Source organism: Aliiroseovarius sp. (assembly GCF_965228805.1).
GTDB lineage: Bacteria > Pseudomonadota > Alphaproteobacteria > Rhodobacterales > Rhodobacteraceae > JASBTN01.
Genome location: NZ_CBDDIE010000003.1, coordinates 781,286 through 806,734 on the forward strand (window position 1 = coordinate 781,286; position 25,449 = coordinate 806,734).

The following is a 25,449-nucleotide window of genomic DNA, read 5'->3' on the forward strand; positions in this document are numbered from 1 at the left end:
ATGCCCCAAGATGGAATTGCATATAATGGAGAAATTGTCCTCGGCGGAGGGCAAGCAGACGACGAAGCGCTTCAGATCGAGATCGATGCAGGAGACCCTGATTTTCTAGTAGCTGCGGCGAATAAAAATCCGCAAACGGCTTGGGAGCGCTTTCAGGCTATCGTCGGTGGTACAGCAGAGGGGGCCTATTCGTGGCCCTTCGATTACACGCTCTGTATCCATTGGGTCGTGGGACACGCCGGTTTTTATGGCCCTCATGTGCAGCAGAACTGCTTTTATCACCGTGATCGCATTCTCGGCGTCCTTGGTGCAGGGGTTCGTGTTATTTACTATCTGATTTTCCGAGGCCTGCTTTGGCGGCTGCTGACCAATGAAACGGCGCAAAATTTGGCACGTGATCACCTGTCGGAGGCGGACCGGAACTTGTTCAACGATGCAATTGATCGCGCGGTTCCCGATGAGGCACGGCGCGCACAGATCGTCGGGCGCTATGCTTCAGGACAATTTTTTACGCGCTGGATGAAGTCACGGATCAGACGACGGGGCGGTGGTAGTCTCGAGATGCGCGGAGTCGCATGGACTAATACGATCATGCTTATGTGGGGATCAGCCATTCACGCTTCTATTAACCACCCTTCTAATTTCGGCATCATAGAGATATTCATTTCTTGGATTACAGGCGATGCAGACCACTCTATCGACAGTGACACGTATGTTTCACTTTTTCGGGTAGCGCAAACACTTACGGAAAACGCAGAATTTATGGATGCGCTCGGCGATGACTTCGTGCTGTATCGCGAGTTCATTCAGGCATTGCTCGATTTTGGCTCGAGCGGAGGGCGAAGCTAATGAAGTTCATTCGCTTTGTTTTGGGGCTCGTTTCAGACATACTCGGTCAACTGCTCACAGGGATTGGCCTGATGATTGTGCTCGGTTCTTTCGTGGCGGAGATATATATCATGGTTGCAGTTGGAATTGTGCTCATGGTGATCGGGTTCTTTTTGTTTCGTAGTACTTGATTTTCCGAGCCGATGGAATTGCCCTTGGCAACGGAATGTGCCGATAGCGTCTGAAACCCCGTGCGTAGAGCAGAAACAAAATTTTGGAGAGCACATTATGCTAGCGGCGGGACGAGAAGGCGACACCGGGTCTGAACACAATGGGTTCCCGCCGACACCAGCCACAGAAGGCAGCGGTGATGTCGGTATCAATGGGAAACCGGCTTTGCGCGTGAGGGACGCTTTTGCGCCGCACTCAAAGCCCAAGCATCCTCCGCACGGGCGGCGCTGGCGGTTGGATCTGGCGGTGTGTTCATCAACGGAAAGCCTGCTGGACGCGTCGGCGATGCCATTGACGGCGGCGGGACCGTCGAAAGCGGCTCTGGAGATGTGTTTATTGGTGGATGATCCTGCTACGCGGTTCCTCCTATCGGATCGCCTGCAAATTAGTTACCCCTCTGCGGCTATTGCACGGTCTCGCTCGGACGAAAGCCGACTTTGGAGCGTTTGCAGCGAAAGCACAGTTTGTCCGCCGAGCAGCCATTGCGCCAGTCTTGCTCAGCGTATGAGACTGAGTTTGGGGAAATGCTACTTAGATCGACCCTCAACAATTCACCTGTCCGGACCAAAACCGCGCGACATTACACAGACGCCCCTCCGAAACCATCCTCTGTTGCAACTTCTTCTCGAAACGCTTTAAGTCCTCCGAACGGAGGCCAAATGCAGCAGTTCGAACACTTCCTGACCGACCGCGGGTCGAAATATGCGGTCTCCGGTGGGCCGGTTGCCTCGCGTGCCGAGGTCAAGGCCTTCCTGAAGGTGCTCTGCCGCGACAAGCGTTATGCCAAGGCGACGCACAATACCTGGGCCGCGATCCTGCCCGATGACGGCCCGACCAAGGGCGATGATGGCGAGGCGGGCGCAGGCATGGTGATCCTGCGCATGCTGGAACGCCAGGGGCTGGAGGGCCATATCGTCGTCGTCACCCGCTGGTTCGGCGGCACCAAGCTGGGCGGCGACCGGTTTCGCCGGGTGCAGGATGCGGTTGATCACTACATGGCGAACGCGGAGGGGCTGAATGGCGCTGCGTAATACGATCCACCGCGAATGGACCCGGTTCAAATGGCGCTGCATCTGGTCCTGGCGCGGCTGGCTGGACTGCTGGCACAACGAGAAATCCATCATGCAATGGGTGGTGGCCAATGTGATCTCGGCAGGCCTGGCGATGGTGATCGACCTGACGGGCGGCGAACGCGCGCTGATCCTGGCGCTGGGCATCCTGGTGCTGGCGGCCGAGCTGATGAACACGGCGGTGGAACGCACGGTGGATTACATCTCGACCGCCGAACACGACCTGGCGCGGCGGGCCAAGGACCTGGCCTCAGCCACCGTCGCAGTCACCGCGATTGCGGCTGGGGTTGCTTGGGTCGCGGTGCTCGTGGGGTAGAGAACTCGCCCAACTCCAGGCCATGAAAAGATCTCGGAGGCGAGCCTGGCCCTCTTGGATCAGGCCTTGACGCCGTCAGAAACGGAAATTCAACGCGACCCGCGCCTGAACCAGGTCCATGGCGGTCATCCCATCACCGAAATCCCGATCATTCCCGAGGTCAACCAGGTCATCGCTGACGTTGAAATCATAGACAAGCGCCTCGGCGCCCAGAGTCACATTGTCCTTCAGCACCCACTCGATCCCGGCGCCAAAGACAGTGCCGCTGTCGGTGATGTTCTTGCTCCCGTTCAGACTGGGGTCATCGAACAGAATGAACTCGTGACTGACAGTGACCGACGCGCGTGCGATGCCGACAGTAACATAGGGCATGAAATCACCCATCGGCTTGCCAACCCGGGCACGTGCCGAGGCCACCCAGTTGTAGCTCGTTTCCAATACGCCATCATTGGTCGCGCTTGCGGTATCGCCCGAGCCCAGAACAGTGCCGAAATCACCTACAACGCCAAGAACCAACCCATTGACCGCAAAGTCGTAACCGACCTGCCCGCCGAAGGGCAGCCCCATGAACCCGGTGGCGCCCAGGTCATCCTGGCGGTCAACCGAGTCGGCGCCGTCAAAGATCCCGTCAAAGGAGGCAAACCCGAGCCCGGCGTGCACGCCAGCATAAAGGCCCGACCAAGGGTGATCGGTCCCGGCCATGTCATCCTCGGCAAAGGCCCCGGTAGCCACAATCGTTCCCATAGCGGCCCCGAGGACCGCAGCAAATGCGTAGTTCATGGAATCCCATCCCGTTAATAAAGCAGCCGGGTCACGTTAACCAAACTTAACCATTGGTCAACCAACGCCACCCGGCCCGTCGCTGAGCGTGACCGGATGGTCACGGTGTCGGCGAACTGAGGCACTTCGGTTTGAGATTCAATCACGACGATTGCGGCGGCGGCCTGGGGGGATCCTGGTGGGTAGCGGTCCTAACGGTCCGTGCGGGCAAGCGCGAGGCCGATCCCGGCACCTGCAAACAGCACAGCCGTCAACCTGTGGCGCAAGCGGCCAAGGCGAAGGAGCGCGGGCCGCGCATGGTGGGCCAGGGCCGCCCAAAGCAGATCACCCAACATCAGCACGACCAGGTACAGCGAAGCGGCGATCAGCAGAGAGGCGGTCCCCGCCTCCGCCTGCGCAAACTGCGGCAGGAAAGCCGCGTTGAACAGCAGGGTCTTGGGATTGATCAATGCCAGCAACGCGCCCTGACGGAACAGCGCCGCCAGGGGCCTGCGGCTGGCCGAGACATCCTCCAGCCGACCTACGCCTTGACGCCAGGACTGCATCGCCAGATACAGCAGATAGACGACCCCGGCCCAGCGCAGCCCGGCAAAGGCCCAAGCGGCCAGTTCCAGCAGCACGCTCAGCCCCAGCACCACCACCGACAGCTGCAAGGCAACCCCCAGCGTTGTGCCCAGAACGGTAACCGCCCGGCACAAAAGCCGCGCGCCAGGGTATTGGCGACGATCAGGGCCACGTTCGGGCCGGGAATGGCCACCAGCAGCAGGGTTGCCGCCACCAGGGCCAGGGCAATGTGCAGATCCATGGGGTCCCCCTCGATACCCGCATCCGCGCGGACACCGGTCAGGAACCGTCCCCGCAGGTCGCGTCAGTTGTGATTGGTCTCTTCTTCCAGGTGCAGCTTCATGTCCAGAAGCACATGCTGCAGCGCCAGGGTCTCGCGCAGGAGCCGCTTGGCCTCGTTGATGGTGATGATGCCATCCTCGATCGACTGCTGGTATTCCGCCATCAGCATCGCAAAGCGCTGGCTGAGCGCGATCACGTCGGCGTTGACACCCCCTTCGGGCGCGTTGCGGCGCTCGCTGTCATAGGACATGGTGATGCCGCGCAGCTCGGCCAGGGCCGAGGTGACGTGCGGATAGCGTGCGGCCTCTTCCAGGGCCGCCACTGCGTCGATCGGCATGAAGCGATCGCCATGTTCTTCCGCATCCGAATAATACCGGCCCAAGGTCGCCTTGGACTTGCCTGTCAGCGTGCAGGCGGCCTCCAATCCGACGTCCTTCACCAGAGCTTCGGTGTGTTTCTTCAGGTAACTCCCGACACTTGCCATTACTGTCCCCATTGTCCCCGCTTGGCCCCTCAAGAAATGCTTCGAGGGGGAATTGCAGACCCCTTTTCCCATTAATCGGATCGCAATGGAATGGCTTTATGCATGTACTCCGGGCAGCCGGGGAAGATGTAACGAGTGACCGACGCCCCCAGCGTCGGTTGTGGTGGGGGTCCGCGGCGTGTGTTTTGCCGCGGGGCATGTCCGGGAAACCGACATGTGCAGTGGTTTCGGTGCGTAACCGGTGTGAGGTCTGTTCCATCCCCAGGGCGCATGCCGCCCACGGCCTCGAATTCCCAAGAACCGATCCCCCTCCCCCCACCATCCCGTTGCATTGGGGAGGGATTTCGCGCGGGACTGCGCCCGTCGCAACGTTCCACGGACCGGTAGCCGGTTTGCCCGTTGCCCCCGCCGCGCGCCCGCGCTAACTGAGGGCCATGGCCAAGCTCTACTTCCACTACTCGACCATGAATGCGGGGAAATCGACCCTGCTGCTGCAGGCGTCCTACAACTACCGCGAACGTGGCATGGACACCTATCTGATCACTGCAAAACTTGACGATCGTGCCGGAAAGGGCCGGATCGGCAGCCGCATCGGCATCGGCGCCGAGGCGGATGCGTTCCAGCCCGGGGACGACCTGTTTGCCCGGCTCGAGGCGCGGCTGGCCGAGGGGCCGGTGGCCTGCGTCTTCATCGACGAGGCGCAGTTCCTGGAACCCGAACAGGTCTGGCAACTGGCGCGCGCGGTGGATGACCTGAACGTGCCGGTCATGTGCTACGGGCTGCGGGTGGATTTTCAGGGCAAGCTGTTTCCGGGGTCGGCCACCCTGCTGGCGTTGGCGGATGAAATGCGCGAGGCGCGCACCATCTGCCATTGCGGCAAGAAGGCCACGATGGTGGTGCGCATGGACGACCAGGGCAATGTGCTGGTCGACGGCGACCAGGTGCAGATCGGCGGCAACGAACGCTATGTGTCGCTGTGCCGCAGGCATTGGCGCGAGGCAATGGGCGATCTGCCGTCAAATTGAGCGCCTTCGGCACGCTTGATACCTCGGTGTCGGCTGCGCCGCCCCCTCGGGATGCCTCCGGCGAGGATATTTGGGAGAAGCTGAAAACAAGGGCCCTTGCCTTTCATCTTTCCCGAAATATCCCGGGGGTTTGGGGGCAGCGCCCCAACACCGAGGAGAAGGCCGTCAGGCCGCCGACGAGGCATCAAGCGCGCCGCAGGCGCACCTTTGTTTCAAACCGGTGTCACCAGCGTGCCGTCGCGGGCGAAGGCTTCCAGGTTCTCAACCGCCAACATGCCCATATCCGTGCGCACTTCCAGCGTGGCGGTGCCCAGGTGGGGCAGAAGCACGACGTTCTCCATCGCGATCAGAGCTTCGGGCACTTCGGGTTCGAACTCGTAGACATCCAGCCCGGCCCCGGCCAGCTCCCCAGCCTGTAGCGCGGCGATCAGCGCGGCTTCGTCCACCACCTCACCGCGGGCGATATTGACGAAAAGCGCGTGGGGCTGCATCGCGTGGAAAGCATCTGCGCCGATCAGGTGGGTGGTCTCTGCCCCGCCCGGCGTGGCCACGACAACGATATCGGCCGTCGCGCAGACCTCTTCGATCGAGCCCAGCTGGCGCGCGGGCAGGTCGACCTGTTTCGGCGAGCGGTTGTAGAACACCACCTCCATGCCAAAGCCGTGGTGGCAGCGATGGGCAATCGCCTGGCCAATGCGGCCCATGCCAATCACGCCCAGGGTCTTGCCGGTGACATGCAGGCCGAGCATCTGGGTCGGGTGCCAGCCCTCCCAGCTCCCGGACCGCACCAAACGTTCGCCTTCGCCAGCGCGGCGGGCGCACGTCAGGATCAGCGTCATGGCGGTGTCGGCGGTGGCATCGGTCACCGCGCCCGGCGTGTTCGAGACGGCGAGCCCATGGGCCTTGGCCGCGGCCACGTCGATATGATTGTAGCCCACACCGAAATTCGCCAACACCTTGGCGCGGATTGCCCCGGCCTCGACAAAGACATCGGCGCTGAAATCGTCGCGCAGGGTGGGCAGGACGGCGTCATAGTCGCGCAGGGCGGTGAGCATTTCGGCGCGGGAGAGCGGTGAGGTCTCTTCGCGCACAGTCACGTCGAAACTGGCGCGGGCGCGGTCCAGCACGGCCTCGGGCAGTGGACGGGAGATGAACAGGCGCATCAGCACATGCGTGCGCCGTCGGGCGCGTCCTTGTCGGCGGTGATCAGCACCACGTTGTCATCATCGTCGTGCAGCCCCAGGATCAGCACCTCCGACCGCATCGGCCCGATCTGACGCGGTGGGAAGTTCACCACGCCCAGCACCGACCTGCCCACCAGGCTGTCCGGATCATAATGCGCGGTGATCTGGGCCGAGCTCTTCTTCTCGCCCACGTCAGGCCCGAAATCGACCCAGAGCTTGATCGCCGGTTTGCGGGCTTCGGGGAAGGGTTCGGCGCGCACCACGGTGCCCTTGCGGATATCGACCTTCAGAAAGTCGTCAAAGCTGATTTCGCTCATTTTGCGAGCTCCTTCGAACGGTCGGCAGCGGCCTTGACCGCACGTTTCAAAAGCGGCGGGAAGCCGGTGTCCGGGTCCATCAACACCTCCAGCGCGGCGGCGGTGGTGCCACCCGGCGAGGTCACGTTGACGCGCAGCTGGGCGGCGTCCTCGTCCGCGTTTTCGGCCAGGTGCCCGGCACCCGCCACCGTGGCGCGGGCCAGTTGCACGGCCAGCGCGGGGGGCAGCCCTTCGGCCTCGCCAGCGGCGGTCAGGGTTTCGATCAGGTGGAACACATAGGCCGGGCCGGAGCCGGAGACCGCCGTGACCGCGTCCATCTGGTGTTCTCCGTCCAGGCGAACCACCTGGCCAACGGCGGACAGAAGCGCCTCGGCCAGGTCCAGGTGCGCGGCGGTGGCCTGGGCATTGCCGGTGATCGCGGTGATCCCGCGCGCAACGGCGGCGGGGGTGTTCGGCATGGCGCGGATGATCGGGGTGTCGGCACCCAGCATCGCCTCGAAGGCCGAAATCGGCGTGCCGGCGGCCACGGAGACGAACAGGGTCGTGCCATTGCCCAGCGCGGCGAGCGTCGGCAGCGCATCGCCCATCATCTGCGGCTTCACCGCCACCAGCACGATGGCCGGGTTTTCGGGCAGCTCCGTATTCAGGTTCAGCCCGTCCAATCCCTGCAACCATTCGGAGGGGTACGGATCCAGCACCCAGACCGAGCGGGTCGGCAGCCCCTGCCCCAGCCAGCCCTCCAGCATCGCAGAGCCCATCTTGCCACAGCCCAGGAGCACCAGCCCCCGCGCCTTCAGATCGTCCATGTTCATGCACGCCTCCCTTTACCTGTCGGCGCGACGTTACGCGGGGGGCGGCAGGGGGGCAAGAGCGCCGGGATTACCTCGGTCGAAACCAGCGCCAGAGGAAGATGAGAAGCCCGAACAGGAACAATCCACCGCCGGTCTTTGCCGTATCGCGGCCCAGGGCGGAATTGGAGGCAAGCATATAGGCCAGCCGCATCTGGCCGCTTTCGCGATCAATCCAGCCCGGGGCGATCTCTCCGGTTCGAAAGGGCAGATGCGACCACCAGGTCACGCCGACATAGGTCAAGCGTCGGCTGCCCGGTTCATCGAGGCTGAGGTGGGGTCGAAACACGCGCTGGCCATCATGCCACTTGCGCTCGACACTCAAGACGGTGATCTGTACGGGCTCTGCCCTGCGCTGAAATTGCCAGGCGTCGAATTGCATCCAGAACCCAACTGCCAAGAATACCGGCCCCAATGTGACACACAGGACCGGCAGGGTTCGAAAAGATCGTAAAACGAAACTGTAAAACCTGTTCATGGCGCGTACATATATCGCAACAAAGGCCCCGCCGCGAGGCAGGGCCAGTCAGGGAGTGATGGCCGTCTTCATGCGGCCGCATGTTCGGGAGCGGTTACGCCCGCCCGTAGGCTTCGTCGATCGCCACCTGCATGGCGTCCTCGACCTCGCGGTCGGCCCAGCTGACCAGCTGGAAGGCGGGGTAGAACCGCTCCGACGCACCAACCGCCGAGGCGATCAGCCGGTCGATCTGCTCAGGCCCCGCGAATTGCCCGCCGGTCAGGACCAGCCCATAGCGATAGACCATCAGCCGCTGCTCGTGCCAATAGGTAAAGGCGCCGGCCCAGATCTTGTCATTGGTCGCATTCAGCGCCTCATAGAGCTTCGGAAGCTTCTCTTCCGGCGGCTCCATCTCGAAGGTGCAGATCAGGCGCAGGGTCTCGTCATAGGGCGACCAAGCCAGGGTGATCGAATAGGTGCGCCACTGGCCTTCGACGGCCATGGCGATCTGATCATCGGCAACGCGGTCGAATTCCCAGGCGTGATGTTCGGCAATATGTTCGACAATGTCGATCGGATGAAGGTCATCACTTTCGATAAACTGCTCGGCTGCGGACATGTGGCGGTCCTTTCTGCTGTGACCGAAGCTTCGGGGGGCAGATCCCGAAAAGCCTTGGTGCCTCTACTAGGTTCGGCGTTCTTTGCGCCGTCCTTATACGAGATATGGTGCGCGAAAGGTGATTCGCTGTAAAGGGAAACTTTGTTAACACGGCAAGTTGTCCACAGGAAATCCACAGCGCTCCACAGGCTAGGCAGAGTTTTCAACAGGCAGGCCGAAGGCAGAGGGAACGTGCGTCACCACGCCCCCTTGGACCGGGAAAGTGGGCTCAGAACAGGAAATCGCCTTCGTCGATCAGAAGCCGGCCGCTCTCATCTACGATTTCGTGTTTGCCCTCCTTGTGGCGGAACTCGATCCGGGTGTCGTCCACCCCGTCGCCATCCGTATCGAACCACAGGTAGACCCGGCTTTTGTTCGGGTCGTTGGTGTCATGTTGCACGGTGAACCCATCCGCGAGCGCGTCCCAACCGGACAGGTTGAAGGCAGACAGGTCGATCACGTCATCGCCCTGATTGAAGTCCGCGATGACCTCCTTGTCGCCTGCGGAGGTGAAGACGAACGTATCGGCACCATTGCCGCCGCGCAGGACGTCATTGCCATCCCCATCAATCAGGCGATCATCGCCGTTCTCGCCGCGCAGATCGTCCCTGCCATCCGAGCCGATGATCTGATCATTCTCCTTGGTGCCCTTGGTCTGGCTGTCCTCTTCGAGGGCCTGGATCACGTTGTAGTCGCCCGTATCACCTCCACCCGTGTCACCGCCACCGGTGTCGCCGCCGCCAGTGTCACCCCCACTGACCGAACCGGCAAAGATGAAGTGTTCCTTACCAAGCAGAAGTGCCCCGTCAGCATCCACCAAGTCATTCTTGTCAAAGCGGAATTCGACACGCGTACCATCACCGAGGTGCAGGTAGAGCCGCCCTTTGGCCTCGTCGAAATAGAACCCCTTGTGGCTACCAGTGGAGTTCGAACTCAGCATCGTGTTGATCTCGTCCCAGGAGGCAATTCCGAAGGCGCTGATGTCCACCCGTTCGACCTGGCCGTTGAAATCATCCAGCTGGAAGTCACGAATGGTTTCATGGTCGTTGTCCGCAGTGAGGCGGAAGATATCACGCCCGCTGTCACCGCGCAGACTGTCCTTGCCAGCCCCGTCATGAAGGATGTCATCCCCGCCGCCGCCGCGCAGGTCCTCGTCCCGCTCATCGCCGATGATAATGTCATCGCCGCTGGTGCCATCGGTTCGCGTGTTTTCGGGATCAAGAAGGATGGTCGCGGTTTCGCCGCCCTCTGGCACCGCATCCGGGTCGACCACAGCGGGCGGGGGCGGCAGGACCAGCTGGCCATCGACATAACCGATATCCAGGTCCAGCACCGCAATCTCGTGCGCGCCGAGCGGAACCTCGGCCACGCCAGCCACCACCTCGACGGTGATGACGCGCGGCACCAGGGAGGCGTCATGTTCGAGCCACTCCGGCACGCCCTCGAAGTCCTGGCCATAGGCCCGGAAGGCGCCGTCACCGGTGAAATTCCCATCCGCATCATGCACGCCCAACACGGTCAGTTCGAAACTGCCATCCGACACGCCCAGCGCGCCCAGGTCGATCGAAACAGACCCATTGGCGCTTTCCAGGTTCGACACGAACAGGGTCGAACTGTCCGCCCCGGCAAAGAGATGCGCGTCATACGTGTCGCTGTCGACGCCCAATTCGACATAAGACCGGCCCAGCGATTTCTGCTTCAAGGTCTCGAAAAAGGCGCCAACGACGGTCAGAAGCTCATTGCCCTGCCGCCCGATCGAGTTCGTGTTGTTCAGCGCAGACCAGACATGCGCCGCATCGACCCCTTCAACCATCATGGCCGAGAACAGTTCCATGAGCGGGGCGAGCTGTTTCAGGCCCAGGGTGGTGCCGTCGATGAAGGTCTGGGTCACCGTGTTGGTTCCCGAGACGAACCAATCAGCCTCAGGCACGTGAGGCTTGTGACCCACGTTCCATTCGGAGATGACCAGCTCAAGATCCTTGCCGGTTGCCAGATTCCATTCATCCGCCATCGCGCGATAAAGCGCCATGAGGTCCGGGATGCTATCGTAGCTCTCGGTGATCTGGCTGGCATCCTCGGGCGTGCCGATCACATGATCCTGGTCGTAATAATTGTGCGGGACAACACCGTCGATCAGCGACAGCGCGGCCTCGGAGAACTGCGCCAGAACACCCAGGTTGCGGGCGTGCAGCTCTTCAATCGACATGCCGCTGCCACTGGTATTTGCCCAAATCTGCACCAGGATATTCGGATCGGCATCGGCGCCCTTGTCCGCGTTATTTTGCTGGATCGCATTATGCGTGAACTGGGCCATGGCGTCCGCAATCTGCCCGTAGACGCGCGAGCCGAAAATCGCCTCGTATTCATTGCCCAGCTCAAAGGCTTCGATACGCGCGTTCCCTTCGACCGCCTCCAGGCAGCGGTAGACATAATCCTCCACCACCCGCTGGAACTCGGAATACTGGTCCGACCCGGTGTCGATGTCGGTCCACTGATTGGCAAAGGCGTTCCAGTCCGGGTTGACGAGGTTCTGGTAGGTGCTGTCTGCGTCCTTCCAGGTCGGCCCGAACAGACCTGTGGGCAGAACCACGGTGATGCCGATATCGTCGCCGACCTGCTTGAGCCCCTCTGCGAATGTGTCCAACCCCTGGACCTGGTCCGTGGCACCGGTCAATCGGCTGGTGACCGTCGTCGCATTGGGATCCAAGTACTCATCCCCTGATATGGTCGGGTCCGGGTCCACGATCGCCATCCAGATTTCCGAATAGGCCCCACCGGGCCAACGTACATCGGTCAGCTCCAAGGTCTGAACGATGTCGTCGAACTTGTACCAACCGGCATCATCCCCGGGCGCGGAGACCCTTTCGAACAGGGAGCTGTGGTTGATTCCGAAGTGATCGCTTGCGACCAGATCGGTTTGCGGCGCGGTGCCTGCGACAAGAGTGGAGAAGGTGATATCGGCCATGTGAGCCCCCGTTAACCAAAACTAACGGAGGCAGACTATACCTTTGCGAGAGCTCGACAGCGCACAATCTCAGGCTGCGGCAAGAACTCGCACACACGCAATGCGATATAATGCGAGAGGTTCAGAGAAGTTGCCGCAGCACACCGGCCGCTGGAATGTCATATCCGGCGAATACCATGTCGCGGGGGGTGTGGTTGAACCAGAACCGCTCGTGCCCGGTGTCGCGAATGCGCAGACCCTCGGGCAGGTCCAGGGTCTCGATCCCAGCCTCGGCGCAGGTGTCGCGCAGAAGGCGGATCAGCCCGTCCTGATCGAGCCATCCGCCCAGATAGGTCACCTGCCCTGCCCGCATCGCCAGCGGCGCGCCACCCGCCAGGCGCAGGGTGACCTCGGCCTGCCCCTCCAGCTCTTCGCAATAGAGCTGCACCGCGCCGCCGCCCGCGATCTCCAGAGGCATATCCGGGCGCAGGCTCTCGACTCGCGAGACGGTCACGTCAAGGCCCGGGAGATCCGGGGCCAGCGGCACCGGCATTTGCATTTCCGCCGTGCGCGCCCCCGCACGTGGGCCAAGGATTACCTTTCCTTCGCAGCTGCTTAGCGCATCCTTTAAGGACTCCGGCAGATGCATCAGCCCTGGCGCCAACACCAGCTTGTAGCCCGCGAAGTCCCGCGCGGAGGGCGGCAGGATGTCCAACGACAGGCCCAACCTGCGGCAGGCGCAATAGGTCTGGAACACCAGATCGAAATAGGCGCTGCCAGCCGCGTGCGGTTGCACCTGCCAGGCCCATTCGGCACCGTAGTCGAAGATCAGCGCGACGGGGGCTTGTGTGGCGGGCACATCAGGCGCCTCGGCGATCTCGGCGGCGACCTGGCGCGCCTCGGCCATGGCGGGCGCCTCCACGCTGTCGGGGCGCAGGAGGCCCGCGTGCATCATCTCCTGCGCCATGGGCGCCTGGCGCCAGCGAAAGTAGCAGACCGCCTCGGCGCCGTGGGCGAAGGCCTCCCAGCTCCATAGGCGCACCATGCCGGGCAGCGGCGCGGGGTTGTAAGGCGCCCAGTTCACCGGGCCGGGCTGCTGTTCCATCACCCACCAACGCCCCCGCCCGACCGCGCGGTAGAGGTCGTGGTGGAAGGCCTGGAAATCCGGGTGACCCTGACGGGCATAGGCGCGCTGGGTCGTCGCATCCGCCCCCACGCGGTCCTCGAGAAATCCCAGCGGATAGCTGTCCCAGGTGGCGATTTCCATGTCTGCGGCAACGTCGAAATGGTCGAATTCGGTGATCCGCCCCATGTAATTGTGCGAGATCGGCGCGCTGGAATGGGCGCGGATCAGGTCGACCTGGAGCCGGTTGAACGCCACCACCTGGTCCGAGCTGAAACGGCGGAAGGCCAGCACATGCGACGGGTTCGGTTCGGTCACGGTGAGGTTCGGCAGGTCGATCTGGTCGAAGCGATCGTACTCCATCGACCAGAAGACATTGCCCCAGGCATCGTTCAGCGTGGCGATGTCGCCATACCGCGCGGCACACCATTTCCGGAACGCTACGCGGGCGGCATCGGAATAGCTGATCACCGTATCATGGCAGCCATATTCATTGTCGGTCTGCCAGGCGGCCACATGTGGGTTGGCACCGTAGCGGTCCGCCAGCTTGCCGGTGATCACGGCACACTCCGCCTTGTAGCCTTCGTGGCTGAAACAATAGTGCCTGCGCGAGCCAAACTTGCGCGGGTTGCCCAGCGCGTCGATCGCCAGCATGTCCGGGTGTCGGTCCAGCATCCAGCGTGGCGGGGTGGCGGTGGGCGTGCCCAGCACGACTTTCAGCCCGGCCTGCCCCAGCACCTCGATGGCCTCGTCCAGCCAGCCGAAAGCGTAGTGGCCGGGTTGCGGCTCCAGCCGGGACCAGGCGAACTCGCCGATGCGCACCCAGGTCAGCCCCGCCTCGACCATGCGGCGGGCGTCTTCCTCCCAGATATCGCGGGGCCAATGTTCGGGGTAGTAGCAGGTGCCCAATGTACGTTTGAGGGGAGTGCGTTTCAGGGCGGTCATCAGAGGATCACCCTGTGTTCGGATTGGCCCTGGATGCCCACATCCACGGCGAAGGTCTTGCCGCCATCGGTCTCCTCCACGCCCTCGGCCGCCGAGGTCACGTGCAGGGTGGTGCCGCCAAAGTCCGGGCAGGTCACCTGGCTGGCGGGCAGGTCGATATGGGAGATCAGGTTGCCCTCCGGCCCATAGCGCAACACGCGGCCCTTGCCCCATTGCGCAATCCAGAGGCAGCCCTCGGCATCGACCACGGCGCCATCTGGGTGATCCACACGCAGGAATGGTTCCGCCGCGCCGTCGGGCCAACCTTCCCCGTCCAGCGCCTGGCGCATCACGATACCTGTCGGCGTGTCGGTGTAATAGGCCGTGCGCCCGTCCGGGGCGAAACAGATCGCGTTGGAGATGGTGATGTCCTGATAGAGAACCTCGACCTGCCCCTTGTAGAAGCGATAGATCGCACCGGCCTCGGGCTCCAGCTCCTTGCCCATGGTGCCGATCCAGAACCCGCCAAAGGGATCCGCCCGCCCGTCGTTGGAGCGGGTCACGGGCTCGTCGGCCTCCAAGGGCGCGATGTGGTCGCGTGCGCCCGTGGTCAAATCGAAGCGGAACAGCTCGACCTCGGAGGCAATGAGCAGCGTGTCGTGATCCACCCAACCGGCGGCAGAGACGTGGTGGTCGAACTGCCAGTGGCGCGGTTTGCCGCCCTCGCGGGTCATCAGGCGCTTGGCCTGGATGTCGAACCAGAAGAGCTGCGCCCGTTCGGGGTGCCAGAGCGGGCCTTCACCCAGGGTGCAGGCGCGGTCGTCGAAGATCATGGCATCGCCTTGTCATAGGCGGCGACGATCTTGGCGGCCTTGCCCGCGACCTGTTGCGCCGTGTCGCCGGGCTTGTAGATCGCCGATCCGATGCCGAAGCCGGTGGCGCCTGCGGCGACCCAGTCGGCGAAGTTCTCCGGGCCTGCGCCACCAACGGCGAAGGTCTGTGTACCCTTGGGCAGCACCGCGCGCATGGCTTTCAGACCGGTGGGGCCGACCAGCTCGGCGGGGAAGAACTTCAGCCCATCCGCGCCCGCGCGCAGGGCCGCGAAACATTCGGACGGGGTCATGACGCCCGGGAAGCTGGTGAGCCCCGCCGATTTGGTGGCGCGGATAACCTCCGGGTTGCAGTCGGGCGAGACGATGAGCTTGCCGCCCACGCTGGCAACGGCGGCAACGTCTTCGGGGCTGAGCACCGTGCCCGCGCCGATCAGGGCGCGGTCGCCGAAGGCCGCGACCAGGCGGGCGATGCTGCCCAATGGTTCGGGCGAGTTCAGCGGCACCTCGATCCGGTCGATACCCGCGTCCAGGATGGCGCCTGCGATGCCGGTGACCTCGGCAGGGGTGACCCCGCGCAGGATGGCGATGATGGCGCGGCTCATGCGGTTTCCTTCAGGCTGGCGTAGGCGGCGGTGAGGCCCGCAAGGGTCAGATCGTCGCCGGAATGCTGGGTGGGGGCGAGGCCCTGGGCGGTCAAAGCGGTGGCATATGTGGCACAGAGGTCCGGGGCGCCGATCAGCGCCAGCTCCTGCCCCAGCCAATAGGGTTTGGTGGCGGCCAGTTCGAGGCCGATCAGCAAGCCGGACAGGCGCGCGCGGGCCATGCCGGGATCGGGGTCGCCCAGCAGACTGCCCGCACGCAGGGCAAAGAGCTTGGCGGCAATCGCCTGGGGGCGGGACATGGCGTCGCTGACCGCGCCCGTAAAGGCGACATCGTCCCAACCGTCCCCCATGGAATGGCGCAGGATCGACTGTTCGGACAGCAGCGCAAAAAGCTCGCCGGTCATGACGGTCTGGAAGCTGACGATTTCCTCGGCCGAGATATGCACCCATTTCGTATGGGTGCCGGGCAGGCAGAGAACACCATCGAACTTGGGATGGGCGGCCAGGAACCCGGCAATCTGGGTTTCTTCGCCGCGCATGACATCGGCCGGGCTGGCCTGGCTGACGCCGGGCAGGATGTAGAGGTCGAGGCGGCTGTCCTGCGTGGGCACGCGGATGGCTTCCCCCACGCCCGGGGCCTTGCAGGGCACAGTGGCATAGGGCGCCTCGACCCAGCCCTGGCGGGCGCCGACCATGCCGCAGGCGATGACGGGGGCGGGACCGGTGAGGTGCTCGCCGATCAGCTCTAGCAGCGCCGGTTCATAGTCTTCCGGCGCCAGCCCGCCGCCGCCTTTCTCCGAACGCAGGCAAGTCACCTCGCCCCCGCCGATCAGCCAGGCGCGCAGATGCGTCGTGCCCCAATCCACCGCAATCCAGTCTACCGTCATCTTGCCCTATCCCGTCACTACCACGCCGCCATCGACGACCATCATCTGGCCCGTCATCATACGCGAGGTGTTGGACGCGAGAAACAGCACGGCGTCAACAATGTCGCGCGGCTCCAGCTCGTCTTTCAGGCATTGGCGGTCGAGATGGGCGGAAAGCGCCTCGGGCGTGACCCACATCTCGCGCTGTTTGGGCGTCATGACCCAGCCCGGGGCCAGCGCGTTGACGCGGATGCGGTCGGGGCCGAATTCGCGAGCCAGCGAGCGCGACAGGCCGTTCAGCCCGGCATTGGCGGTGGTGTAGGACGGGTAGCCCGCATTGCCCATCATGTAGCTGATCGAGCTGAAGTTGATGATCGAGCCGCCGCCTGCATCGCGCATGCCCGCGACCACGGCCTGGCAGGCGAAGAAATAGGCCTTGAGGTTGATCGCCTGGGACCAGTCCCAAAACGCCTCGGTGACTTCCTCGGTCGTGTGACGCTTGTCATTGGCGGCGTTGTTCACCAGGGCTGTGACCGGGCCGTGGGCCTCAGCGGCCTGGGCGATGGCGGCTTGCAGCGCGGGGATATCGGTAATGTCGCACTGGATAAACAGGGGGCGCTGCCCGTGTTTCGCTTCCATCTCGTCGCAGAAAGCACCTGCGTCCGAACGCTGTACGAAGGCGACCTTGGCGCCCTGTTCGAGGAACCCCTCGGTGATCGACGCGCCGATCCCGGCGCCGCCGCCGGTGATGAAGACGGATGCGCCCTTGAGGTCGTGGAACGTGGCTGTGGTCATGTCTTTCCCTCTCGTCTGGCGGTGGAAGAGTTTTCTGAAAACTCTTCCCAAAACTTTTCTGAAAAGTTTTGGTCCCGCCTAGTGGCTTTCGCGCGTGACCGGGCGGGTGTCCTTGCCCACCAGGAAGTCCAGGTCGACGCCCTGGTCGGCCTGCAACACGTGGTCGACATACATCTTGGCATAGCCGCGGGTGTAATGCGGCGGTTCGGGGGTCCAGGCCTCGCGGCGTTTTTCCAGCTCGACTTCGGAGACCAGCAGCTCCAACTCGCCCTTCGAGGCGGACAGGCGAATGCGGTCACCGGTCTGGACCAGGGCGAGCGTGCCGCCCGCGTTGGCCTCGGGCGCGACGTGCAAGACAACCGTACCAAAGGCGGTGCCGGACATGCGGGCGTCCGACACGCGGACCATGTCGCGCACGCCTTCCGTCACCAGTTTCGCGGGGATTGGCATATTGCCGACCTCCGGCATGCCCGGATAACCCTTGGGCCCGCAGCCTTTCAGCACCAGGATCGTATCCTTTGTCACCGGCAGGTCGTCGCGGTCGATATTGGCTTTGAAGTCTTCGATGCTCTCGAAGACATAGGCTTCGGCCTCATGTTCCAGCAGGTGATCCGACGCCGCCGAGGGTTTGAGGATCGCGCCCTGGGGCGCCAAGTTGCCCTTCAACACCCGCAGTCCGGCGGCGGGTTTCAGCGGGTCCTCCATGGTGCGGATCACGTCGTCGTTCCAGCACTCGGCCCCATCCGCATAGGCGCGGATATCGCCGCCCAGCACAGTGCGCGCGGGGCGCAGCTTGTCGCCCAGTCGGTTCAAGACCACGGGCATGCCACCCGCGTAACAGAAATCTTCCATGAGGTATTTGCCCGATGGCATGCAGTTGACCAGCAGGGGGATGTCGGAGCCCAGTTCGAAATCCTCCAGCGACAGGTCGACACCCACCCGCCCCGCGATGGCCAGCAAGTGCACAACCGCATTGGTGGACCCGCCCACGGCGGCATTGGCGAGGATGGCGTTTTCGAAGCTTTCGCGAGTGACGATGTCAGAGAATTTCAACTCTTCCTCGACCATTTCCACGATGCGTTTTCCGGTCATATGCGCCAGCGCCATGCGGCGGCTGTCCACCGCAGGCAGGGCCGCGTTGGTGGGCAGCGACATGCCCATCGCCTCAACCACAGACGCCATAGTCGAGGCGGTGCCCATGGTCATGCAGACACCTTTCGAGCGGCTCATGCCGCTTTCCGCGGCCATGAAATCCTTGAGCGTCATTTCCCCCGCGCGCACGGCTTCCGAGAACTTCCAGACATCCGTGCCCGAGCCGATATCCTTGCCCTGCCACTTGCCGTTCAGCATCGGGCCGGAGCTGACCACGATGGTCGGCAGGTCCACCGAAGCCGCGCCCATCAGCTGGCCCGGCGTGGTCTTGTCGCAGCCGCCCAGCAGCACCACGCCGTCGATCCCGTAGGCGCGGATCGACTCCTCGACGTCCATCGCCAGGAGGTTACGAAACAGCATGGCTGTAGGCTTCATCTGGGTCTCGCCCAGGGACATGACGGGGAACTCGACCGGGAAGCCGCCCGCTTCCCACACGCCGCGTTTCACGCCCTCGGCCAGGTCGCGCAGGCCGGAGTTGCAGGGGGTCAGTTCGGACCAGGTATTGCAGATGCCAATCACAGGCCGCCCGTCAAAGGCGTGGTCCGGGAAGCCCTGGTTCTTCATCCAGCTGCGGTGAATGAACCCGTCGCGGTCCAGCTTGCCATACCAGGCGCGGTTGCGGCGGGTCTTGGTGTCGTTACTCATGCGGCAATCCTTGCGCGGGTCCAATCAGGCAGCCAGTCGCCATGGGCGACCAGCAGATCGTCAACCAGCGCGCGGATCTGGCGCAGGTCGAGCTCGGCCGCCGTGTGGGGGTCCATCATGGCGGCGTGGTAGATATGTTCGGGTTCCTGATCGACCAGGGCGCGCACGGTCAATTCCTGCACGTTCACCTGACTACGCATGAGCGCGATCAGCTGCGGCGGAATATCGGTGACCACGCTGGGTTGCACACCGTTGGCATCCACCAGACAGGGGGTTTCGACCGCCGCGCCCAGGGGCAGCTGGGGCAGTTGGCCGGTGTTGGGCAGGTTGCCATAGGCCACGTAAGCACTGTCGGTCACGATGGCGTTCATCATCTCGGCGGCGAACTCGTGGCTCTTGGGCACGTCGATGGCGGCAGCCTGGTTCAGTGCCGCTGCCTGTTCCTTCCAGGCTGCCTGCTGTTCAATGCAGCGTTTCGGGTACTCGTCCAGCGGGATGCCGAAGTCCTGGATCAGGTCGTCGCGCCCCTCCTTGATGAACCAAGGCACGTATTCGGCCAGGTGTTCGGAGCTTTCGGTGCAGAAATAGCCCAGTTGCTCCATCACCTCGTAACGCACCTTGTTGGGGCAGCGCGGCATCAGGAGCGGGGCTTTCGGCAGGCGCCCGGCGCGGTAGCCTTCGCTGAGCGCCGGGTAGAGGCTGCGCCCGGTCGCGTCTTCGAGTTTCAGGAAGAAGGCGACGTGGTTCACGCCGGCGACACGGTAGCGGATATCGGATTGCGCCATGTCCAGATCGTGGGCAATTTCCTCGACCGTGTTCTGCACGGAATGGCACAGGCCCACCTGTTTCACGTCAGGGTAGCGTTCCGCCAGTGCCCAGGTGTTGATCGCCATCGGGTTGACGTATTGCAGCATCAGCGCGTCGGGGCAGACGGCCCGCATGTCCTCGGCCACCTTCCACAGATGCGGCACGGTGCGTAGGCCGCGCATGATGCCGCCGATGCCCAGCGTATCGGCGATGGTCTGGCGCAGACCATACCGCTTGGGCAGCTCGAAATCGGTAATGGTGCAGGGATCATAGCCGCCGATCTGGAAGGCGGTGACGACAAAATCCGCGCCTTCCAGCGCGCGGCGATGGTCGGTGTGGGTTTCCACCGTCGCACCCGCGCCCATGGTAGCGATCATGCGGCGCACGACCAGGGCGCTTTCGGCAAGGCGCCCTTCGTCGATATCCATCAGCGAGATCCGCGCGTCGCGCAGCGCCTCGAAGTGCAGCATGTCGCCGACAATGTTCTTCATGAAGATCGTCGAACCGGCGCCGATGAAGGCGAGTTTGATCATTTGACGGCTCCCAGGGTCAGGCCTGCGATGAAGTGGCGTTGCATGAGGAAGAACATGGCGACAGGGGGGATGGCGGCGACGATGGAGCCCGCGCTCATCAGGTGGTACTGCGCCACGAATTGCGAGTTGAACGAGGTAATACCGGCGGTCACGGGCTGTGCGTCCGGCCCCTGGGTCAAGACGATGGCCCAGAAATAGTCGTTCCAGATGAAGGTAAAGATCAGGACGGCCAGGGCCGCGATGGCGGGTTTCATCAGGGGCAGCACGACGAACCAGAAGATGCGCCATTCGGCGATGCCTTCGACGCGGGCGGCCTCAATCAGCTCGAAGGGAAGCGCGCGGATGAAGTTGCGCATGAAGAGCGTGCAGAAGCCGGTCTGGAAGGCGATGTGAAACAGCACCAGCCCCAGTTTCGTATCGTAAAGCCCCGCCGACACGGTCAGGTCGCGCACCGGCACCATCAGGATCTGGAACGGCACGAAGTTGCCCGCGATGAACATGAAGAAGATCAACAGGTTGCCGCGGAAGCGATAGATGCCCAGCGCAAAACCGGTCATGGTCGACAGGGCCACGGCGCCGATCACCGTGGGCACCGTGATCAGGATCGAGTTCAGCATGTAACGCGGCATATCGCTTTCAAAGAAGACGCGGCCGTAGTTGGTGAAGAGCTCGAAGGACGAGGGCATGCCCCAATAGTTGCCATTGGTGAAATCGGCCAGCGGACGGATGGAGAAGAGCGCAACGGCGACCAGCGGCAAGAGCCACATGATCAGCGCAACGGGCAGCAGCGCCTGATAGGTGAGCTGCGCGGGGCGGGAGCGTTTTTCTATCGGGGTCGGGAACATGATTAGTCCTCCTCAGCGACGCGCGGCGCGTTCTTCGCGGTACATGGACCACAGGAAATAGGCGATGAAGACCAGCATGATCAGGAACAGCACCACGGCGATGGCGGAGCCGTAGCCCATGCGGAAGCCATATTCGCTGAGCGCCTTTTCGAACATGTAAAAGCTCAGCACCCGGGTCGATCCAAATGGCCCGCCGTTGGTCATGATCGAGATGAGGTCGAAGGACCGCAGCGCGCCGATGATGGTGACGACGAAGGCAATGAAAGTGGCCGGTTTCAGCTGCGGCAGGATCACGTGCCAGAGCATACGAATGCCCTTGGCGCCATCCAGGCGCCCGGCCTCGATCTGCTCGGGATCCACGGCGTTCAGACCCGTCAGATAGAGGATCATGCAATAGGCGGTCTGGGGCCAGAGGCCCGCGGCGATGATCCCATAGGTGGCCGTGTTCGGATTGCCCAGCACGCCGCCCCGAATGTCCACGCCGAACCAGCCCATGATGATGTCAAAGAGCCCATCATTGGGCAGGTAGAACCAGGAAAACACCAGGCCGACCACGACCTGGCTGATCACGAAGGGGAAGAAGAACAGTGACTTGTAGACGCGGATGCCCATCACGGTCTGGTTCAGGAACAGCGCGATGAACAGCCCAGCAGGAATGGCCAGCAAGTAGAGCGCCAGCCATTTCACATTGTTCCACAGCGAGATCTCGAAGGCGCGGTCGGTTGCGAGTTCTTCGTAGTTGCGCAGACCGACAAAGGTCGCCTCCCCCAGCCCGTCCCATTGGTAGAGCGAGATGTTGAAGCTCTGGATGATCGGGATGATCACGTAGAGCATGAAGAACAGCACGCCGGGCGTCAGGAACAAAAGCGGCGTGACGATCATGCGGTTGCGTTGCAGCCAGCCGGGTTCGGCGGGGGCAGTTGTTGGCGCGGTTGCGGTCAGGGACATGGGATCCTCCCAGAACATGCCTTGGGAAAACCCATGGTTCGGGCTTGCCGAGGGCATGTGGTCGTCAGGGGCAAAGCTGCCCCGCCCGTGGGGACGGGGCAGCAGAGGAGTTTACTGATAGATACGCTCGCGCGCGCTTTCGAGGCGGCCCAGGATGTCCTCCAGGTTGTCCGGGAAGACCATGAACTCCTGCAGGCCTTCCATCGCGATCGAGGCCATCTCGGCCGGGAAGTCGCGATCGAAGAACTGCGCGATGCCGCCGGTGGCATTGTTGGACAGCATGTCGAAGCCCTGGTTCAGGAACTCGTCATCATCCACCGAGGCATTGGCGTTGACCGGCAGCTGGCCCAGCCCGCTGCCCGCGTTGATCGCGGTCTGCACATCGGGCGAGGTCACATATTGCAGGAAGGCGCGGGCGGCCTCCTTGTTCTGCGATCCGCTAGCGATGTGGAACGTGTCGGTGGGTGCGTCTTCCCCCATCGCCACATCAGCGATCTTCGGGAACTGGTAGAAGTCGATCTGTTCATCGCCCAGACCGGCCTCGCGCAGGTGCGGCACGACGAAGTTGCCCATCAGATAGGCGGTCGCCTCGCCATTGACGAAGAAGGGCAGCGCCTCCTGCCAGGAATAGGTCTGGTGGTCGTCGATGAAGGCGCCCATGTCGATCAGCTTGCGCCAGTTGGCAAAGGTCGCGCGCACCTCGTCCGAGGTCCAGGAGGCCTGACCGGTGGCCAGCTTCATGTGGAAGTCGAACCCGTTGGTGCGCATGTTGAGGTAGTCGAACCAACCACCGGCGGTCCACAGGAACTTCGACCCGATGGTGTAGCACTTGCGGCCCGAATCCACGATCTTCTGACAGTTGGCGATCTCTTCATCGAAGGTGGTGGGCTCGGTCAGGCCCAGTTCGTTGAAGATGTCCTCGCGGTAATAGATGCCCCATTGGTAATAGGTATAGGGCACGCCCCATTGCTTGCCATCCATGGTCATCGCGCCCTTGACGCTGTCCAGGCCCGGCAGGTCGCCATTTGCCCACATGTCCGAGATATCTTCGAACAGACCGGCCTTCACGTAGGGGCCCATGCGGTTGGCGGCGTACCAGTTGATCACATCCGGCGGGTTCGCCGTCAGCGCGTTGCGGATCTGCGATTTCCAGGCCTCGCGGTCGACCACCTCCAGCTCGACGGTGAGGTTCGGGTGCACCGCGTCGAAATCGGCGGCGAGCCCCTCCATGATGGCGCGCGGCGCCGGGTTCGACATGTCCGAGATGATGCGCAGCGTGCCCGACAGCTCGGCCATCGCGGGGGTCGCGATGGCGGTCGTCAGCGCCAGGGCGGCAGCGGCCTTGGTGACTTTCTGGAACATGGTTTCCTCCCTGTTGTTCCGGTCAATTCCGTGTTGACTTTTAGTTCCACATATTGAAACCTTATCTCAACTATTGAAAACGATGCGCCCTGAGCCTAGGGTTGTCAACAGTTTCGTGGGCAACGCTGCCCGTGGAACAGGGAGGAAAACGCAGATGACCACCGCCGTGAAATCGGATGGAACCGTGGGTAAGGCCCTGGAAATGCTCGACCTAGTGGCCGAGTTCGGGCGCCCTGTGCGGTTCACGGACATCCTGGCGCGATCTTCCCACCCGAAGGCGACCAGCTACCGCCTGCTGCAGACTTTGACGAATCAGCACATGCTGGAATTCAACGAGGTGGACGGCACCTATTCCCTGGGCGGACGGCTGATGCGGCTGGCGCACGCGGCGTGGAAGACCGCCTCGCTTGCCCCCATCGCGCGGCCCTTTGTCGAACAGCTGGCCGCCCAGACCGGCGAGACCGTGCACCTGGCGCAGATCGAACAGGGGCAGGTGCTGTTCGTCGACAAGCTGCAAGCCACCGACCGGTTCGAGACGCTGGCCCAGGTCGGCAAGGTCGCCCCTGCCTATTGCACCGGCGTGGGCAAGGCGATGCTGGCCTTTCTGGCGCCGAAACGCCTGCAGCTGGCGTTGCAGCAGCAGGCCTATTTCCAATACACGCCCGCGACGCTGACCGACCCCGCCGCCCTGGAGGCGGAGCTGGACCAGATCCGCGCCAAGGGCATCGCCCATGACCGCGAAGAGCACGAGGAAGGCATCATCTCGATCGCCGCGCCGATCCTGTCCACCAACGGGCGGGTCATTGGTGCCCTGTCGATTGCCACCTCGACCAACCGTCACACGCTGGAGGGGCTGGACGCGTTCCGCGCGGCCCTTCTGGACACAGCCGAAAAGATCGGGGCCGAAGCCACCAACTGGCAGTTCCCCGCCTGAACCCGAACGGAGAAAACCCCATGTCCGCAGTCACCCTTACCCAGGCCATCAAGCGTTATGGCGACGTGCAGGTCATCCATGGCGTCGACCTGGAAATCGAACATGGCGAGTTCTGCGTCTTCGTCGGGCCTTCGGGCTGCGGCAAGTCCACGCTGTTGCGCATGATCGCGGGGCTCGAGGAGACCTCGGAAGGCGCCATCCGGATCGGCGCGCGGGACGTGACACGGGCGGATCCGGCGGACCGGGGCGTGGCCATGGTGTTTCAGACCTATGCGCTCTACCCGCACATGACGGTCGAAGAAAACATGGGCTTCGGGTTGAAGATGAACGGTGTGCCCAAGGCGGAAGTGGCCGAGAAGGTCGGGCGTGCGGCCGAGATCCTGCAACTGGGCGACTACATGAAACGCAAGCCCAAGGCCCTGTCTGGTGGGCAACGCCAGCGTGTCGCCATCGGCCGTGCGATTACCCGCGGGCCGGAGGTGTTTCTGTTTGACGAGCCGCTGTCCAACCTCGACGCCGAGCTGCGCGTCGACATGCGGGTCGAGATCGCGCGCCTGCACAAGGAAATCGACGCGACGATGATCTATGTCACCCATGATCAGGTCGAGGCGATGACCCTGGCCGACAAGATCGTGGTGCTGCGCGCGGGGCGGATCGAACAGGTCGGCAGCCCGATGCAGCTGTATCAGGATCCGGACAACCGGTTCGTGGCCGGGTTCATCGGCTCGCCTTCCATGAATTTCGTGAATGGCACGGTGGCGGGCGGCACGGTCATGCTGCCAGCGCTGGACGGCAAAGAGATCACGCCCTCGGTCGCCCTGCCCGATGGTCCCGTCACCGTCGGCCTGCGCCCGCAGAACCTTGTGCTGATGGCTGATCCCAGCGCGACGGTGGAGGTCGATATCTCGGAACGGTTGGGCGGGGTGGCCTATGATTACCTGACCACGCCGACCGGCGAGAAGATCGTGGTCGAGACCAAGGGCGACGAGGTTCAGCCCGCAGGCACCAAGGTCAGCATTGACTTCGACCCTAAAACAGCCATGTTCTTCGACCCCGAGACCGAGGCGCGTTTGCGCTAACGCGCCAACATTC

General features: G+C 63.1%; 27 protein-coding genes. 7 read left to right on the forward strand and 20 right to left on the reverse strand.

All coding sequences use genetic code 11. From position 1 onward, the window contains the following. The 4 genes from ACO07D_RS04995 to ACO07D_RS05010 all read left to right on the forward strand — a co-directional run bounded on the left by ACO07D_RS04995 (window position 1) and on the right by ACO07D_RS05010 (window position 2,445). Window positions 1-849 (forward strand): hypothetical protein, encoded by an 849-nt coding sequence (locus ACO07D_RS04995; RefSeq protein ID WP_421701856.1) that lies wholly within the window; start codon window positions 1-3, stop codon window positions 847-849. Continuing rightward, complete coding sequence (locus tag ACO07D_RS05000; protein ID WP_421701857.1) at window positions 849-1,019, forward strand: hypothetical protein; 171 nt, start codon at window positions 849-851, stop codon at window positions 1,017-1,019. The genes ACO07D_RS04995 and ACO07D_RS05000 overlap by 1 nt, the downstream gene beginning before the upstream one ends. 699 nt (window positions 1,020-1,718) lie before the next feature. Beyond that, complete coding sequence (locus ACO07D_RS05005) at window positions 1,719-2,090, forward strand: YigZ family protein (protein WP_421701858.1); 372 nt, start codon at window positions 1,719-1,721, stop codon at window positions 2,088-2,090. Further along, entirely contained in the window at window positions 2,077-2,445 is a 369-nt protein-coding gene (locus ACO07D_RS05010; protein ID WP_421701859.1) for a diacylglycerol kinase, read from the forward strand. Before ACO07D_RS05005 ends, ACO07D_RS05010 begins: the two co-directional genes overlap by 14 nt. Window positions 2,446-2,520: 75 nt before the next feature. Here the strand turns inward: ACO07D_RS05010 and ACO07D_RS05015 are convergent, their stop codons facing one another. From ACO07D_RS05015 to ACO07D_RS05030, 4 genes are all read right to left on the reverse strand, one after another. Beyond that, window positions 2,521-3,189, reverse strand: coding sequence for an outer membrane protein (locus ACO07D_RS05015; protein ID WP_421701861.1), 669 nt, complete (start codon window positions 3,187-3,189; stop codon window positions 2,521-2,523). 227 nt (window positions 3,190-3,416) lie between these two features. Further along, entirely contained in the window at window positions 3,417-3,878 is a 462-nt protein-coding gene (locus ACO07D_RS05020) for a LysE family translocator (RefSeq protein WP_421701863.1), read from the reverse strand. Next, complete coding sequence (locus ACO07D_RS05025; RefSeq protein WP_421701864.1) at window positions 3,848-4,030, reverse strand: hypothetical protein; 183 nt, start codon at window positions 4,028-4,030, stop codon at window positions 3,848-3,850. The genes ACO07D_RS05020 and ACO07D_RS05025 overlap by 31 nt, the downstream gene beginning before the upstream one ends. 63 nt (window positions 4,031-4,093) lie before the next feature. Further along, a complete protein-coding gene (locus ACO07D_RS05030) occupies window positions 4,094-4,555 on the reverse strand; it encodes a hypothetical protein (RefSeq protein ID WP_421701865.1) in 462 nt (153 codons plus the stop codon). A 434-nt stretch (window positions 4,556-4,989) separates the two neighbouring features. On the opposite strand from ACO07D_RS05030, the gene ACO07D_RS05035 reads away from it, so the two are divergent. Further along, a complete protein-coding gene (locus tag ACO07D_RS05035; RefSeq protein WP_421701866.1) occupies window positions 4,990-5,580 on the forward strand; it encodes a thymidine kinase in 591 nt (196 codons plus the stop codon). Between the two features lie 212 nt (window positions 5,581-5,792). On the opposite strand, the gene ACO07D_RS05040 is transcribed toward ACO07D_RS05035, so the two are convergent. The 16 genes from ACO07D_RS05040 to ACO07D_RS05115 form a co-directional block, all read right to left on the reverse strand. Next, window positions 5,793-6,743, reverse strand: coding sequence for a 2-hydroxyacid dehydrogenase (locus ACO07D_RS05040; protein WP_421701867.1), 951 nt, complete (start codon window positions 6,741-6,743; stop codon window positions 5,793-5,795). After that, the gene (locus ACO07D_RS05045) at window positions 6,743-7,081 is read right to left on the reverse strand and encodes a tRNA-binding protein (RefSeq protein ID WP_421701868.1); all 339 of its coding nucleotides are present in this window, start codon (window positions 7,079-7,081) and stop codon (window positions 6,743-6,745) included. The genes ACO07D_RS05040 and ACO07D_RS05045 overlap by 1 nt, the downstream gene beginning before the upstream one ends. Continuing rightward, the gene (gene proC, locus ACO07D_RS05050; protein ID WP_421701869.1) at window positions 7,078-7,893 is read right to left on the reverse strand and encodes a pyrroline-5-carboxylate reductase; all 816 of its coding nucleotides are present in this window, start codon (window positions 7,891-7,893) and stop codon (window positions 7,078-7,080) included. Before proC ends, ACO07D_RS05045 begins: the two co-directional genes overlap by 4 nt. A 67-nt stretch (window positions 7,894-7,960) precedes the next feature. After that, complete coding sequence (locus tag ACO07D_RS05055; protein ID WP_421701870.1) at window positions 7,961-8,311, reverse strand: hypothetical protein; 351 nt, start codon at window positions 8,309-8,311, stop codon at window positions 7,961-7,963. 190 nt (window positions 8,312-8,501) lie between these two features. Continuing rightward, a complete protein-coding gene (locus tag ACO07D_RS05060) occupies window positions 8,502-9,005 on the reverse strand; it encodes a YbjN domain-containing protein (RefSeq protein ID WP_421701871.1) in 504 nt (167 codons plus the stop codon). A 268-nt stretch (window positions 9,006-9,273) separates the two neighbouring features. Further along, window positions 9,274-12,009, reverse strand: coding sequence for a calcium-binding protein (locus tag ACO07D_RS05065; RefSeq protein WP_421701872.1), 2,736 nt, complete (start codon window positions 12,007-12,009; stop codon window positions 9,274-9,276). Window positions 12,010-12,130: 121 nt separating this feature from the next. Then, complete coding sequence (locus tag ACO07D_RS05070; RefSeq protein WP_421701873.1) at window positions 12,131-14,056, reverse strand: beta-galactosidase; 1,926 nt, start codon at window positions 14,054-14,056, stop codon at window positions 12,131-12,133. Continuing rightward, window positions 14,056-14,868 carry an SMP-30/gluconolactonase/LRE family protein gene (locus ACO07D_RS05075; protein WP_421701874.1) on the reverse strand — a complete coding sequence of 271 codons (813 nt, stop codon included), beginning with the start codon at window positions 14,866-14,868 and terminating at the stop codon, window positions 14,056-14,058. The genes ACO07D_RS05070 and ACO07D_RS05075 overlap by 1 nt, the downstream gene beginning before the upstream one ends. Continuing rightward, window positions 14,865-15,470: a 2-dehydro-3-deoxy-6-phosphogalactonate aldolase gene (locus ACO07D_RS05080; RefSeq protein ID WP_421701875.1), complete on the reverse strand. Its 606-nt coding sequence runs from the start codon at window positions 15,468-15,470 to the stop codon at window positions 14,865-14,867. The genes ACO07D_RS05075 and ACO07D_RS05080 overlap by 4 nt, the downstream gene beginning before the upstream one ends. After that, window positions 15,467-16,357, reverse strand: coding sequence for a 2-dehydro-3-deoxygalactonokinase (locus tag ACO07D_RS05085; RefSeq protein WP_421701876.1), 891 nt, complete (start codon window positions 16,355-16,357; stop codon window positions 15,467-15,469). Before ACO07D_RS05085 ends, ACO07D_RS05080 begins: the two co-directional genes overlap by 4 nt. 6 nt (window positions 16,358-16,363) lie before the next feature. Then, window positions 16,364-17,131 carry an SDR family NAD(P)-dependent oxidoreductase gene (locus ACO07D_RS05090; protein WP_421701877.1) on the reverse strand — a complete coding sequence of 256 codons (768 nt, stop codon included), beginning with the start codon at window positions 17,129-17,131 and terminating at the stop codon, window positions 16,364-16,366. A 78-nt stretch (window positions 17,132-17,209) separates the two neighbouring features. After that, window positions 17,210-18,928: an IlvD/Edd family dehydratase gene (locus ACO07D_RS05095; protein WP_421701878.1), complete on the reverse strand. Its 1,719-nt coding sequence runs from the start codon at window positions 18,926-18,928 to the stop codon at window positions 17,210-17,212. Then, window positions 18,925-20,268, reverse strand: coding sequence for an alpha-glucosidase/alpha-galactosidase (locus tag ACO07D_RS05100; RefSeq protein ID WP_421701879.1), 1,344 nt, complete (start codon window positions 20,266-20,268; stop codon window positions 18,925-18,927). The genes ACO07D_RS05095 and ACO07D_RS05100 overlap by 4 nt, the downstream gene beginning before the upstream one ends. Beyond that, entirely contained in the window at window positions 20,265-21,113 is an 849-nt protein-coding gene (locus ACO07D_RS05105) for a carbohydrate ABC transporter permease (RefSeq protein ID WP_421701880.1), read from the reverse strand. Before ACO07D_RS05105 ends, ACO07D_RS05100 begins: the two co-directional genes overlap by 4 nt. 12 nt (window positions 21,114-21,125) lie before the next feature. Beyond that, window positions 21,126-22,061 (reverse strand): carbohydrate ABC transporter permease, encoded by a 936-nt coding sequence (locus ACO07D_RS05110; protein WP_421701881.1) that lies wholly within the window; start codon window positions 22,059-22,061, stop codon window positions 21,126-21,128. Window positions 22,062-22,172: 111 nt separating this feature from the next. After that, window positions 22,173-23,423: an extracellular solute-binding protein gene (locus ACO07D_RS05115; RefSeq protein WP_421701882.1), complete on the reverse strand. Its 1,251-nt coding sequence runs from the start codon at window positions 23,421-23,423 to the stop codon at window positions 22,173-22,175. A 154-nt stretch (window positions 23,424-23,577) separates the two neighbouring features. On the opposite strand from ACO07D_RS05115, the gene ACO07D_RS05120 reads away from it, so the two are divergent. After that, window positions 23,578-24,357 carry an IclR family transcriptional regulator gene (locus ACO07D_RS05120; protein WP_421701883.1) on the forward strand — a complete coding sequence of 260 codons (780 nt, stop codon included), beginning with the start codon at window positions 23,578-23,580 and terminating at the stop codon, window positions 24,355-24,357. Window positions 24,358-24,377: 20 nt separating this feature from the next. Beyond that, window positions 24,378-25,436 carry an ABC transporter ATP-binding protein gene (locus ACO07D_RS05125; protein WP_421701884.1) on the forward strand — a complete coding sequence of 353 codons (1,059 nt, stop codon included), beginning with the start codon at window positions 24,378-24,380 and terminating at the stop codon, window positions 25,434-25,436. Window positions 25,437-25,449: the final 13 nt, after the last annotated feature.